Source organism: Amycolatopsis sp. WAC 04169, assembly GCF_003947535.1.
GTDB classification, from domain to species: Bacteria; Actinomycetota; Actinomycetes; order Mycobacteriales; family Pseudonocardiaceae; genus Amycolatopsis; species Amycolatopsis keratiniphila.
On the sequence record NZ_QHJI01000006.1, the window covers coordinates 639,430 to 652,638 of the forward strand.

The following is a 13,209-nucleotide window of genomic DNA, read 5'->3' on the forward strand; positions in this document are numbered from 1 at the left end:
GGTTCACCGCACTACGTGTTCGTACGCAGACTTCAGGTCTTCGACCCGGCCCGGCGGAGCCACCAGAGGCCCCTTCGCCCAGTCGCAGCCGAGTTCGTGCAGCACCTCCAGTTGCCGCGCGGTCTCGACCCCTTCCGCGACGACGACGAGGTCGACGGCGTGCGCCATCGCCATGATCCCGGCGACGATCGGTTCGGCGTCGCTCGACCGCCCGAGATCGGCGACGAACGACCGGTCGATCTCGATCACGTTCAGATCGAGCCCGCACAGCTGGGCGAGCGAGGAATATCCGGCGCCGAACCGTTCCGCGGTCACCCGCACCCCGGTCTTCCGCAGCGCGTCGACGGCGTCGGCCGCGTCCTTCAGCGCCGTCTCGTCGACGTCGAGGCTCAGGTCCTGCGGCCCGAGGCCGGCGTCCTCAAGTGTGGTCTGAACCACTTGCAGCAACGTGGGATCGCCCAGTTGGCGGACCGAAAGGCTCACATTCACATTACAGTGCACACCATGATCGGCACGCCATCGAGAGATCTCGCAGGCGGCCTTGGCGAGAACCTCCGCCCCGATGACCGTCAAAAGATCGCCGTCGTCGGCGAGCTCGGCCAATTCCGCCGGATCGATCGGCCCGCGAACGGGATGGTTCCAACAGGACTTCGCCTTCACCGCGACCGTCCGCCCGGTCCGCAAATCGACGACGGGCTGATAAACGGTCTCGACCAGGCCTTCCGCCACGGCGTTCCGCAGATCCTGTTCCAGCGCGAAACGGTCTCGTACTCGTTTCCGCATGATCGGCGCATAGAAAGCGTATCGGCCGGGGCCGAAAGTTTTCGCCTGATACATCGCCAAATCGGCGTCTTCCAGCAATTCGTCGGCCGTGCGCCGATCGCCCGGTTCGGCGATCACTATTCCAATGCTCGTATTGATATGCAGTTCCCGGCCGTGCACGGTGAGCGATTCGGCGAGCCGCCGCTGGAGATGATCGGCCAGCGCCCGCACCTCGGCGGCTTCGGTATAACCGGTGGTGATGACCAGGAACTCGTCCCCGCCGAGCCGTCCGACCAGGTCCGAAGGCCCGGCGGCGGCCCGCAGCCGGTCGCCGATGATGCGCAGCACCTGGTCGCCGACGGTATGACCGAGCGAATCGTTGATGATCTTGAACTTGTCGAGGTCGATGAACATCACCGTGGTCGTGGCCGCCGGGTCGGCGATCGTCCGGCGCAGGTGGTTCAGCGCGAGCGTTCGGTTCGCGAGCCTGGTCAGCGGGTCGTGGGTGGCCTCATAGGCCAGCCGCTCGCTGATCGCGCGCCGGTCGGTGATGTCGGCGAAGGACGTCAGCACCGAGGGCACGCTCTGGCCCGGCGCCATCAGCGGACCGGAGGTCAGCGAAAGCCACCGATGCGCGCCGTCGCGCCGCCGCACCTGCACGACCCGTCCGGTCTCGACCTTTCCGGACCGGCGCACCCGCGCGGACGGCAGATCGTCGACGGGCACCGGGCCACCGTGCTCGTCGTGCAGCCGCAGCGTCCGGCTCTCCAGGCCGACCAGGGAACCCGGCGGCACCCCGGCGATCCGGTGCGCGGCGGAGTTCGCCAGCTCGATCCGCCCGCCGGGGCCCACCAGCAGCACTCCCTCGTCGAGCGTCTCGACGACGGTGGCGAATTCGGCCTCGGCCCGGCGCTGCGCGGTCTCGTCGGCGCACAGCAGCACGTACCCGTCGAACATCTCGGCCGCGGAGACGCGCACCGCCAGCGCCGTGCCGTCGGCGCTGTAGTGCGTCGCCTGCACGACACCGCCGGCCGCGACGACCTCCCGCGGGCTCATCGGCGCGCCGACCACCTCGGCCACCGGAACCCCGATGACCTGGTCGAGGTCGTGCCCGTAGACGGCCTCCGCCGCCGGGTTCCAGCTCGTCACCAGCCCGTCGGGCGAGGTCGCGATGATCGCGTCGCTCGCGTGGCCGACCAGCGCCGCCTGGAACCGCAGCCCGGCCTCGGCCGCCTTCTGCGTGGTCAGGTCGCGCATGATCACCTGGTACGCGGGTTTGCCCTCCCACGTGGTGAGCACCGCCTGGGATTCGACGTCGACGCTGCGGCCTTGCAGGGTCCGCAGGGTCATCTCGGTCGGTTCGCTGAACGAGCCGGGCGAGGCCAGCGAACCGATCCGCGCCAGCAGCGCGTCCTGCGAGCCCTCGTCGACCAGGTCCGTGATGTGCATCCCGATGATCTCGGTCGACACCTTCGCGCCGACGAAGCGCATGGTGGCCGAGTTCACGAAGACGACTTTGCCCCGTTGATGGACACAGATCCCGTAAGGGCTCGCCTCCACCATCGTGAGATATTGCGTTCCCAAAGTGCCGCTGTCGGAATTTTGCTCCAAAAGGCGGTACCCCTGGCCGAGAAAAGCGAGCGCGGGTTCGCCGCGCCGATCCCTCTCGGCGGACAACTCGGTCAGCAGACGGACGAGCGACGCGTGCCGCCCGGGTTTTCCCACCGTGCGGGTCGCGGTGCCGTTCGCTGGCGAGGAATCCTGATCCGAGGGCCGGTGGGTGTCGGGAGTCCCACCGTCGAGATCGTCAGGATCCATCTGATCCAAACCCCCTACTCGACTGATGTAGCTTCCGATTAGATCACTAAATCGACGTAGCCGTCCTCCCCGGACAGCTGATCGGTGCGGCTATTCCACCCCAGCGTTGACTGAATGTAGTTGAAGGGAAACACGTGCGGAGCAAAACAGACATCTGCGGCATCGGCGCCGTAACCGCCTACGGCTGGGGGCGCGAAGCACTGTGGGAGGGCCTGGCGAGCGGCGTCCCCTGCGCCCAATTCACCGACGGCTTCGGGGAAACCCCCGATCTGCCCGGCTGGGTCGCGCACGTCCCCGAGGGCGGCAAGGCGAGGGACGGCAGTCTGCACGCGCGCGCCCTGCTCGCCGCGGCACGGGAGGCGATCGAAGACGCCGGCTCGCGGGGCTGGACACCGGGCCGCCGGGTCGGGGTCATCTCCGGCGGCGTCCGTGAGGACCTGCGCACCTGGGACCGGCTCACCGAACTCGGCGAACAGCTCATGTACCGGCGCGAGTTCATCGGCATGATGCCCTCGACCCCGATCGCCACGCTGATGTCGGAGTTCGGTTTCCACGGCCCCTCGATGGCCACGTCCGCGATGTGCGCCACCGGGAGCGCCGCCGTGCTCACCGCGAAGATGTGGCTGGACGCGGACATGGCCGACGACGTCGTCGTGGTCACCACCGATCTCTCCGCGACCAGGCCGATGGTGCGCAACTTCGTGCACTGCGGAGTGGCGATCACCGACGTGCCTCCGCTCGAAGCCTGCCGCCCTTTCCAAGAGGGCACAAAGGGTTTCACCTTCTCCGAGGCCGCGGTCGCGGTGGTGCTGACCCAGCGGAAGACCGATTCGTACGCGACGCTGCGAGGCGGCGCGATGACGCATGAAGCGCACAACGCGATGGCGCTCGACCCCGATTCGACGAGCGCGATCGAGGCGGTGACCAGCGCGCTGGAGAACGCGGCCGCCGCACCGTCGGACGTCCGCTACCTCAACGCGCACGGGACGGGCACGAAACTCTGCCACCGCACGGAATCCCAGATCCTCGAAGCGGTCTTCCCGCGCGAGACCGGGATCTACTCGATCAAACCGCTGACCGGGCACAGCCAGTCGGGCAGCGCGCTGACCGAGATCGCGGCCATCTGCCTCGCGGCCGAGCGGGATCTGGTGCCGGCGCCGAAACCGGTGGCGGACGGGCATCCGCAGCTGATGGACGGACCCTCCCGGCCGGAAGGCGGGCTCACCGTCAAGACGTCGATCGGGATGGGCGGTTACGTCGCGGCTGTCGTGTTGGAGAACGCCTAGCGAGCAATTCGATAACACACGGTCTCTCCGTCGTCACGAGCTGTCATCATATGGCGACAAGCACTGAGCACGGAGGCGACCATGAGCGCGCGAACGGCATCCGACAACCTCGTCCACAACTACCTGTTCTTGCGGCGCGCCATCGGTTTCCTCGGGATCGGACTGCCTTTCGTGCTGGTCTTCGGGAAGATGGTCGTCGACGGTGGCGGCCTGCTCAACTCGATCAGCGGTTACTACTACTCGGGGATGCGTGACGTCTGGGTCGGCGTCATGTGCGCCATCGGCGTCTTCCTGTTGTCCTACCGGGGTTACGGCCGGGTCGACGACATCGCCGGGAACATCGCGGCGGTGGCCGCGGTCGGGGTGGCGCTCTTCCCCACGACTCCGGCGAACGGCGACCGCACGGACGAGATCGTCGGGCTGCTGCACCTCGGCTTCGCCGCGGTCTTCTTCCTCACCTTGGCGTTCTTCTGCATCGTGCTGTTCACCAAGTCGGACAAGGAGATCCCCGGCCCACGCAAACCCGAACGGAACCGGCTGTACGTCGCGTCGGGCGTGATCATGCTGGTGTGCCTGGCGTTGATCGTGCTCTGCGGCCTGGTGTTCGACGAGCTGACGAGGGACTTCTACCCGGCGCTGTGGCTGGAGTCGGTGGCGATCCTCGCGTTCGGTGTCGCGTGGCTCACCAAGGGCGGGACGCTGCTGCCGGACAAGACCGTGCTGCCCGGAACGCGCGTGACCGCTTGACCTGTGCCGATCCGGGTAAAGGAACCTTTGTCATCGGCCGGGTCGTTGAGGCCGTATGACCGATCGCATCGCACTCCGGCTCGGCCGTCGCGACCTGCTGGTGGTGGCGGGAATTCCCGGGGCGGGCAAGACCACCCTGCTGTCCCGAGCGGCGACCGGCGCGCTACCGGTGCTCGATTCCGACCAGGTCCGCGCACGGCTGCGCGAACGGTTGCCGCCCGCGCTGCCGTACCGGATCTACCGGCCGCTGGTCCACGGCTGGCATCGCGCGCGGGTCGTGCGGACCGCGCTGGCGCACGGTGGCCCGCTCGTCGTGCACGAACCGTCGACCCGGGCCACCACCCGCGGCCTGCTGGCCCTGCTCGGCCTGCTGAGCCGCCGCCCGGTGCGGTTGCTGTGGCTCGACGTGGCGCCGGAGGACGCCCGCGCGGGCCAAGTCGCGCGCGGGCGGGTCATCCGGCGGCATTCGTTCGCCCGCCACGTCAAAAGGGCCGAGAAGGTACGCCGTGCCCTGCGTGAGGGCTGGGTCCCGGCGGGCTGGCACAGCGCGCGGATGGTGACCCGCGAGGTCACCGGTGCGCTGCGCTTCGTCACCGAGGAGGAGCCGGGGAGACACCGCTCAGGCGACGTCCGGCTCCTCCGCGTCGAGCTTCCCGCGACAAACACAGTCCGCGCGGGCTAGCGGTTCCGGCTCGGGTTCGTCCGCGGGACCGGGTCGGCTCGGGTGCGGGTTCGACGGCGTCCAGCGGATGCGTACCGGCATCGTCGTTCGTCCTTTCACTCCGCGATCCCCTCTTTCCCGGAATACGGACGCGACGGGTTTCCGGTTCAGATACCCACGTAGTTTTCGGCGAAGAAGTCTTGGTGCGCACGGGAAACCCGCAGGCTCTCCAGCCGTGCGTCCCGCAGCGCCCGCTGGAAGACGGCCTCGTCGTCGTAGCCCGCCGGGCCGTGCAGCAGATTGATCATCCAGAGCGAGAACTCCTGCGCACGCCAGATCCGCGGCAAGCAGTCGGCGGAGTAGCGATCGAGCGCCGTCGTGTCACCATCGAGGTGGGCCGCGATCAACGCGTGCGCGAGGATCTCGGCCTCCATCAACGCGAGATTCGCGCCCTTCGCGGCGGCGGGACTGATGAGGCTCGCCGCGTCGCCCGCGAGGAACAGGTTCCCTCGCTGGATCGTGTCCATCACGCGCGAGGCCATGTCCACGATCCGGCGCTCGATGATGGCGCCTCGTTTGAGCTCGCCGTAGCGATCGGAGCGCATCCGCACGTGCAGTTCGTCCCAGATGCGGTCGTCTCCCCAGTCCTCCGGGTCCTCACCACGCGGGACTTCGAGGTAATAACGCGTCACCGTCGGCGTCCTCGCCATATGCCCGGCGAATCCGCGTTCGTGGATCGCGTAACCGATCGCGGACATGCTCGGCGGCGCCTCGGCGAGGATCGCGAGCCACGAGATGTCGTGATCCCGCCGGAAGACCCGCGCGGGGACGGATCTCAGCGAGATCCCGCGCCTGCCGTCGCAGCCGGCGATGTACTTGGCACGCAACAGAAGATCATCGGCGATGACCGTCGCGTCCATCCCCGACACCGACGAGACCTCGGTGCCGAACCTGATCTCCCCGCCGCGGGCGAGGAATTCCGCGATCAGATCGGTGACCAGGAACTGTTGCGGGTAAACGGTGTGCACCTCACCGTTCCCGAGTTCACCGTACTTGAGCTCGAATTCGGCCTGATCATTGCGGAAGGCGCAGGTGTCGTGCCTCGCGCCCTTCTCGATCAGCCCGGCGGCGAGCCAGTTCTCGGTGAGCACGCGGACACTGTTCGCGGCGAGAAACCCCGCCCTCGCCCGGTTTTCGACATGTTCACGGCTTTGCCGTTCGAGGATCAGGCAGTCGATCCCGGCGGCCCGCAACAGGTTCCCCAGCACGAGCCCCGCCGGACCGGCCCCCACGATCACCACGTCGGCATCGATCTTTCCCACGAAAGCCCCCAGTACCTTCGCCCGCCCCCAGCGCGGTCCAAGGTACACAAAACGGCGTGCCGCCGTGGGTGTTCAGTCCTTCCGGTCGCGCGCCCGCGCCCGGCGTTTCCCTTCGTGCATCGCCACCACCCGGGCGATCGGGATCGTGTGCCCCTCCTCGACGAGGTCGGTGGGCAAGGTCTGCGGTTCCGGCATCGACTCCGCCCAGGGATCCTTGCCGCCCAGCAGATCGGGCGCCGTGTGCACGGTGAAATCGGCGGGCACCACGTTTTCGAGGTCGTCCCAGGACACCGGGAACGACACCGTCAGCCCCGGCCGCAGCCGCGGACTGTACGCCGCCGCGACCGTGTTGCCGCCCGCCCGCGTCGAATCGAGGTACACCTTGCCTTCGCGGTCTTCCACGATGTACGCGGTCGTCGCGACCGACGGATCGAGCCGCTCCGCACGGGCCGCGAGCGCGCGGGTCGCGGCGAAGACATCTTCGAAACCTTGGCCCGGCACCAGCGGGACGAAGATGTGCACTCCCTTGGAACCACTGGTCTTCACCGTTCCGACGAGCCCGGATTCGGCGAGTGCCTGGCGCACCAGCACGGCGGCCTTCACGACATGCGCGAAATCGTCACCGGCGGGCGGATCCAGATCGAGCACGAGATGAGTGGGCCCCGCGTCGACGTCCGCGGTCATCAGCGTCGGGTGGTATTCGACGGCGCGCTGGTTCGCGAACCACAGCAGCGTGCGGCGGTCGTCGCAGAGCGCGTACGACACCTGCCGTTTCGAGGTCTCCGCCCACATCCCGTACCGCTTCACCCAGTCGGGCGTGTACTTGGGCAGGTTCTTCTGCATGAACGGGTCTTGGCCGCGCAGGATGCGGATCACCGACAGCGGCCTGTTCGCCAGCACGGGAACGAGGCGGTCCGCGACCGCGTCCAGGTAATCCACCAGGTCGCGTTTGGTCGCGCCCTCGAACAAGGGCTGGTCGAGATTGGTCAGCTTGACGCCGTCCCGTTCGCACATGGGACGAGCCTGACACAAAAGCCTCGTGAGCGGTAATGACGGTTCTGGCCGTCATTACCGCTCACGAGCCCTGCTACCTAGCTGATGTTGGCGTCGATGCAGGCGTAGAACGCGTTCGCCGTGTCGTAGACGTTCCAGCGGGCGAGGATCTTGTGGCGCCCGCTCTGCTGCAGGTTCACGCTGTGGGTGACCGTGGCGCCCGGCTGCGCGCCGCCGTCGTTGAAGCTGGCGACCTTGGCACCGTCGACGAAGTACTCCCAGGTGCTGGTGCGGTGGCGAGCCGTCAGCGTCCACCGGAACGTGGTGGTACGGCCGAGGGAATGCACCTTCCAGCCCTTGCTGTCATCGTTGAGGTCCGCGAAACGGCCGACACCGCCGTTGCAGCTCATGAGACCCTTGGGGCCTTCGACACTTTGCGGCTCCCATTTGATGGAGCCACAGGAAACGGTGTTCTGAGCGCATTGTGCCTGCCTGCTCGCAGGCGAGGAAACGTAACCGTGCGCGCTGGCGGTGCCCGCCGGGATCGCGACCAGGGCCGCCGGCACCATGGCCGCACCGGCCGCCAGGGTCAAAAGCCGTCGTTTGAAGCTCATGCCTACCCCTTTCCCATCTCTACACCCACCGCGGACTCGAGATTCCTGGGTCACAGCGAGCGAAATACCAATGAAGGTTGGGACCCATCCGCCGAAGCGCCGAGCGGGCGAATGTGGTCTAGACCATAATTGGTTCAGACGACTCGGTCAAGAGTAACCAACCGGCCACTTGGAGTCGTGAAGATCGAACAGGGGTTGTCAAGCCGGACTATCAGCCCGCACCCAAACAGACGAACGGTCGCCGGAACGGATCAACGGCGATGGTGTCCGCCAAGGCGGTCGCCGGTCCGGCGCCTCCCGCGAGGCCGCGGTGGTAATCGTCCATCGCGGCCGCCGCGGCCTCGTCACCGACTCGGCTCAACGGCGCGATCACCGTCCGCGAACCGCTCGCGAGCAACGCGCTGGCGAAACCGAGGACCTCGTCGCCGGGCCGGATCCGGTTCAGCGCCAGCTCGCACGCCGCGAAGACGACCTGCGACGGCGGCTGCGCCAGGCCGGCCATCTCGTGCGCGAAGAGCGCGCCGTCGGCCAATTCCAGCCGGGAGAACAAGGCGTTCTCGGGCTCGTGCGCGCCGTGCGCGGCGATGTGCGCGAGCTTCGCCCCGTCCAGCGCCCGCAGAACCGACGACACGGTCGCCTCGGCGCCGGCCAGCGTATGCGCGGTCCGGTAGTGCATCGCGAGCTTGTCCAGCTCACCACGGGTCCCGACGAGGCCGGGGCCACGGACGAGCACGACCTTCCGCGCGCGGGACACCGCCGCCCGCGCCGCCCCCAGCCAGGCCGTCGCCGACGGGGCGACGACGATCGGCCGGGACCGCAGCGCCGGCAGCACTCCCCACGGGACGGCGAACAACGGACCGGTCGGCACGACGATCAGGCCGCGGTCCCCCAGCAGCGCTTCGAGCGGCCGGATCAGTTGGGCGTCCAGCCGTTCGGCCTGTTTCCGCGCCGAACCGAGTACCGACTGGACCAAGGGCGCCGGCAGCTGATCCGGCGCGAGGGCGTCGAGGTCGACGTTCAGCATCCGCGCGGATTCCGCCGCCCGCGCGGCCGAACCGAGCCGCACCAGCTCGCATCGCCCGTCGACGACGACCATCGCCACCAGGTCGTCCCCCGACGACGCGAAACTCACCAGCGCGCGTTCGTCCAGCTCCTGGGCGACCTCCGCGAGCCGCGCGACCGGCCGCGGCCTGCCCCAGCGGCCCGTATGCCAGCCGAGCCGATGCGCCTCGCGCAACCGCTCGGCGTGCTTCGTCCGCAAGGCCGCCGTCGGATGCCCCTCGTGCTGTGCCTGGTGGATCGCCTGATTGAGCCCTCGAACCTCGCCGACCCGCTCGGCGAGCTCCGGATCGGTCGCGACAACTGGTTCGTACCGGTAACTTTGCGCCCTGGTCCGCTCCGTCCAGCCGAACAACCGGGCCGCGTCGGCCCGCTCCAGCACGATCTTGACGGCCAGATCCGCCAATTCCCTGCCGTGCAACGCCGTACCGGACACCAGCTCGATGCCGCCCATCCGGTCGCGGACGCGGTCGAGTTCGGTGAGCCCGGCCCGGATCTCCGCCAGCGCCTTGGTCTTGTCCCCCTCGGCCACCGCGAGTTCCGCGCGGCAAAGCCGGCGCAGCATCCGATAATCGACGGAGGTCAGCCGTCCCGGCTGCGGAATCCGCGCGAGCAGCTCGGCGGCACGTTTGCGTTTCCCCTTCCGCAGCTCGACCCGGACGGCCAGCATCCGCGCCAGCGCGGCCTGGTCGGCGAGCCGCGGCATCGGCATCCCGTTCGCCGCCCGCAGTGCGCGCGAGGTCAGGGTTGGCGGGATTTCGTTGGTGCGCAAGGCTTCTTGGACGTCGGCGCGAAGGCCGACGATGGTCGCGTTGGCGACACACGTCTGGCAGCCCCAGCGCAGCGTACGACGCCGGGCCGAAGCGGCATAGGTGCGCGCGAGCTCCAGATCATCGGTCATCAACGCCGCGGACGCGCGGAACAACTCCACCCCGCCCAGATCCCTGGTGATACTCCGCTGTTCCAGCATCACCGGCAGAATCTCGTCGAGATGGGCTCCCGCCTCTTCGGCCAGGCCCGCGGTCAACAGCGCTTCGGCCCGCTCCCACCTCAGCAGGGGCGGGATGTCCAGATCCAGCGAGCGGTAGATCCGCTCGCTTTCCTCGTAGAGCCGCAGCGCGGCGGGCACGTTGCCGACCCGGAGTTCGAGCGTGCCCAGCGGGCGGCGGACGTCCGCGGCCTGTGCCCGCAGGCCGTTCCGTTCCGCGAGTTCCACGGCGCTGACGAGATCCCGCCTCGCCCGCCGGACATCCCCGAGCCTGGTGTACGCGAGTCCCCGCGTGGTCAACGTGCCCAGATAAGGGTCCAGCGAGGCCGAGGGATCCTTCGCCATGGCGAGCGCGGCCTCCTTGTGCGCCAGTGACGAATCGAAATACCCCGTGCTTTCCTCGTTGCGTCCCACCGCCATGAGCAGGAGTCCGTAATTGTGATCGAGCTGCCCGCGTAATTCCGCGTAAAGGCGGGGGTCGTCCACCGCTTTCAGTAACAGTCGTACGTCGTCCAGACCGGCGAGACCGGAAGCCACGCCCCCGCTGGTTTCCGACCCCACGGTCGCGATACTGGAAGCCAGCCGGATCCGGGTGGCGAGCCAGTCGTGCCTCATCCCCTCGGCGACCGGATGGATGGAATCGAGCAACGCCATACCGCGGCGGAGCAGGAGGATTCCTTCGCGTTGACGGGCCGAACACGCCGCATCGATACCGGCGCGCTGGAGTTCGCGCGCTTTGCGAATGACCTCGATTTGATCGAGCTGTGTTACCGCCACTGATCTATGACAGCACACTCCGTAGCCGAGAGTCGCCCGCCACCGGTTCGAAACCGGGTGACGGGCGCACCTCTACGGCCAGGAGCATTGCTCAGGGAGTGGGCGGCGGCGTCTGAGCACATCCGCCGGGGCAGTCGCGAACCCGTTCGTTCTGGTGCTCACAATCGGGCCCGTGCCGGTGTTCTCCCTGGTCAGGCGCGGGCTGGACCGGGTCGACCGGCTCCTCCTCGCCGATGGGGTCCTTGACGTCCGTAGGCGTCGACATTTGACGATCTCCTCCCCTGGTGATCATTTTTGTCAGATCAGGCAGCCCCATTCACGACTGCCCCCCTCTGTTCGCAGGCCCTCTTCCTGCGAACGGGGCAATAGTGCCACAACGGAGCAGTGATCGGGAGCTTTTACCTACACTGAGTCATCGGCGGCACCCAATAGAGGGACGCCTGGTTAGCAAACCTCACGATCTCCGCTCATTGCGCACACCGGCGCACGCGAAGCGGGGAAAGAAAGATCAATTCACTGCGCCATCCGGCCTAAGATCCAAAACTTCTTGCGACACAAGGGTTTCCGGCCCGAAAAGCGGGGAACTCGCCGCCTGTCGGGGGATGACCGGCGAATATCCGGAGGAGATAACGATGCCCACGTGGTTGGTCATCATCATCGTCATCGCCGCGATCCTGGTGGTGGGAGCGGCCGCCTGGTTCGTCATCGAAGGACAACGCAGGCGGCGATTGCGCGAGACGTTCGGGCCCGAATACGACCGGGCCGTGAAGGAACACGAAAGCCCGCGGGAAGCCGAACGTGAGCTTTCGTCGCGGGTGAAGCGACACTCGGATCTCGACATCCGGCCGTTGCCGGAGACCACAAAGGACCGGTACGCGCAGGAATGGGCGCTGATCCAGGAACAGTTCGTCGACCGCCCGTCCGGCGCCGTCGTCGAGGCGGACCGGGTACTGGTCTCGTTGATGGCCGAGCGCGGCTACCCGACCGAAGGGTACGACCAGCAGCTCGCGGATCTGTCCGTCCGGCACGCGAACGCGTTGCGGCACTACCGCGCCGGGCACGACACGCTGGTGCGCCACCGGGAATCCGAAATGTCCACAGAGGACATGCGGGAAGCGATGAAGCACTACCGCGAAGTGTTCGAAGAACTGTTGACCGACGCCGGCGAAGGAGCGGAAAGCCATGGAAAGCAGGCCCCTGGAAACCGAGGGAACGGAACGGCTCGACGAGGATCGGACCACTGACGGCGACACCGGCCGTCCCCTGGGCACCGAGGACCTGGTGGCCACCGATCCCCAGCGCACCAACGAAAACGAAGACGAAGCGCAGACGTTGTTCGAAAACGCCGACGTCGACCGGTTCCGCGACAGCTGGCAAGGTATCCAGACGGCCTTTGTGGACGATCCGCGACGAGCGGTCAAGGAAGCCGACGAACTCGTCGCGGTGGTGATCCAGAACCTGGCCACGACCTTCGCGGACCACAAGAAGGAACTGGAATCCGCGTGGAGCCAAGGTGAACCGGCCACCGAAGACCTCCGGATCGCGCTTCGCCGCTACCGGTCGTTCTTCAACCAACTGCTGAGCGCCTGACGGAAGCCTCGTGAGTGGTGATCCACTCACGAGGCTTTTTCAGGCACCGGTGGTCGATCCGGGCCGCACGATCATCAGCACCGTCACCACGGCCCACAGCAGATTGAACATCCCGGTGTACATCGCCACCCGCCCGGCGGTGACCGGCGCCGACGGCGGCTCCGCGTCCAGCGCGGCGAGGATCGCGTTCTGCCCTGGCAGCACCAGCAACGCCAGCACACCGGCGGCCGCGGCAGTGAGCACGATCGACACGATCACCCACGCGTCGCCGAAGACCCGCATGCTGCCCGCCGTCGCCAGCCCGAAGAACGGCACCGCGATACCGAAGATCGCGTAGACACGGCAGATCCGGTTGAGCGCGCGCAACACGGACAGGCCGGAGCCCGGTTCGGCGAAGGCCTTTCGCGCCGCCGCTGGGAACATGCTCGCCGCGACGGTGACCGGGCCGACCGCGATGACGGCGGCGAGCACGTGGAGAATCAGGAGGATTTTCGACACGCCGCCGAGCCTATGATCGTCACCGCGGTGTCCGGTACCGGTGTTTTCGACAGATGTCGCAGGATTCCGGCCATCCGGCTACGTCCGATGACGT

11 protein-coding genes are annotated in these 13,209 nt (G+C 67.7%); 5 read left to right on the forward strand and 6 right to left on the reverse strand.

Annotated features, from left to right (window positions below; translation table 11 throughout):
- Positions 1-3: 3 nt before the first annotated feature.
- Complete coding sequence (locus DMC61_RS18900) at positions 4-2,580, reverse strand: EAL domain-containing protein (protein ID WP_125690390.1); 2,577 nt, start codon at positions 2,578-2,580, stop codon at positions 4-6.
- A gap of 134 nt (positions 2,581-2,714) precedes the next feature.
- Here DMC61_RS18900 and DMC61_RS18905 point away from each other — a divergent pair, with 134 nt between their 5' ends.
- The 3 genes from DMC61_RS18905 to DMC61_RS18915 all read left to right on the forward strand — a co-directional run bounded on the left by DMC61_RS18905 (position 2,715) and on the right by DMC61_RS18915 (position 5,295).
- Positions 2,715-3,866 carry a beta-ketoacyl synthase N-terminal-like domain-containing protein gene (locus DMC61_RS18905; protein ID WP_125690391.1) on the forward strand — a complete coding sequence of 384 codons (1,152 nt, stop codon included), beginning with the start codon at positions 2,715-2,717 and terminating at the stop codon, positions 3,864-3,866.
- Positions 3,867-3,947: 81 nt separating this feature from the next.
- A complete protein-coding gene (locus DMC61_RS18910; protein WP_125690392.1) occupies positions 3,948-4,613 on the forward strand; it encodes a DUF998 domain-containing protein in 666 nt (221 codons plus the stop codon).
- Positions 4,614-4,668: 55 nt separating this feature from the next.
- Complete coding sequence (locus tag DMC61_RS18915; protein WP_125690393.1) at positions 4,669-5,295, forward strand: AAA family ATPase; 627 nt, start codon at positions 4,669-4,671, stop codon at positions 5,293-5,295.
- Between the two features lie 146 nt (positions 5,296-5,441).
- On the opposite strand, the gene DMC61_RS18920 is transcribed toward DMC61_RS18915, so the two are convergent.
- The 4 genes from DMC61_RS18920 to DMC61_RS18935 form a co-directional block, all read right to left on the reverse strand.
- A complete protein-coding gene (locus DMC61_RS18920; protein ID WP_125690394.1) occupies positions 5,442-6,596 on the reverse strand; it encodes a 4-hydroxybenzoate 3-monooxygenase in 1,155 nt (384 codons plus the stop codon).
- Between the two features lie 72 nt (positions 6,597-6,668).
- On the reverse strand, positions 6,669-7,610 hold the full coding sequence (locus DMC61_RS18925) for a DNA polymerase domain-containing protein (protein ID WP_125690395.1): 942 nt from the start codon (positions 7,608-7,610) through the stop codon (positions 6,669-6,671).
- Between the two features lie 77 nt (positions 7,611-7,687).
- Entirely contained in the window at positions 7,688-8,203 is a 516-nt protein-coding gene (locus DMC61_RS18930) for a lytic polysaccharide monooxygenase auxiliary activity family 9 protein (RefSeq protein WP_016331699.1), read from the reverse strand.
- A 211-nt stretch (positions 8,204-8,414) separates the two neighbouring features.
- A complete protein-coding gene (locus DMC61_RS18935; RefSeq protein WP_125690396.1) occupies positions 8,415-11,027 on the reverse strand; it encodes a CHAT domain-containing protein in 2,613 nt (870 codons plus the stop codon).
- Positions 11,028-11,659: 632 nt separating this feature from the next.
- On the opposite strand from DMC61_RS18935, the gene DMC61_RS18940 reads away from it, so the two are divergent.
- Together DMC61_RS18940 and DMC61_RS18945 are read left to right on the forward strand one after the other, a co-directional pair.
- Positions 11,660-12,271 (forward strand): hypothetical protein, encoded by a 612-nt coding sequence (locus DMC61_RS18940; RefSeq protein ID WP_125690397.1) that lies wholly within the window; start codon positions 11,660-11,662, stop codon positions 12,269-12,271.
- Complete coding sequence (locus tag DMC61_RS18945) at positions 12,210-12,617, forward strand: hypothetical protein (protein WP_125690398.1); 408 nt, start codon at positions 12,210-12,212, stop codon at positions 12,615-12,617. The genes DMC61_RS18940 and DMC61_RS18945 overlap by 62 nt, the downstream gene beginning before the upstream one ends.
- Positions 12,618-12,656: 39 nt before the next feature.
- Here DMC61_RS18945 and DMC61_RS18950 read toward each other — a convergent pair whose 3' ends face one another.
- Entirely contained in the window at positions 12,657-13,115 is a 459-nt protein-coding gene (locus DMC61_RS18950) for a membrane protein (protein WP_037346056.1), read from the reverse strand.
- Positions 13,116-13,209 lie beyond the last annotated feature (94 nt).

Bases quoted from the DNA above. Each gene is read 5' to 3' on its own strand.
- DMC61_RS18925 (WP_125690395.1), bottom strand. From the start codon at position 7,610: ATGTGCGAACGGGACGGCGTCAAGCTGACCAATCTCGACCAGCCCTTG.
- DMC61_RS18940 (WP_125690397.1), top strand. From the start codon at position 11,660: ATGCCCACGTGGTTGGTCATCATCATCGTCATCGCCGCGATCCTGGTG.
- DMC61_RS18945 (WP_125690398.1), top strand. From the start codon at position 12,210: ATGGAAAGCAGGCCCCTGGAAACCGAGGGAACGGAACGGCTCGACGAG.
- DMC61_RS18900 (WP_125690390.1), bottom strand. From the start codon at position 2,580: ATGGATCCTGACGATCTCGACGGTGGGACTCCCGACACCCACCGGCCC.
- DMC61_RS18910 (WP_125690392.1), top strand. From the start codon at position 3,948: ATGAGCGCGCGAACGGCATCCGACAACCTCGTCCACAACTACCTGTTC.
- DMC61_RS18915 (WP_125690393.1), top strand. From the start codon at position 4,669: ATGACCGATCGCATCGCACTCCGGCTCGGCCGTCGCGACCTGCTGGTG.
- DMC61_RS18930 (WP_016331699.1), bottom strand. From the start codon at position 8,203: ATGAGCTTCAAACGACGGCTTTTGACCCTGGCGGCCGGTGCGGCCATG.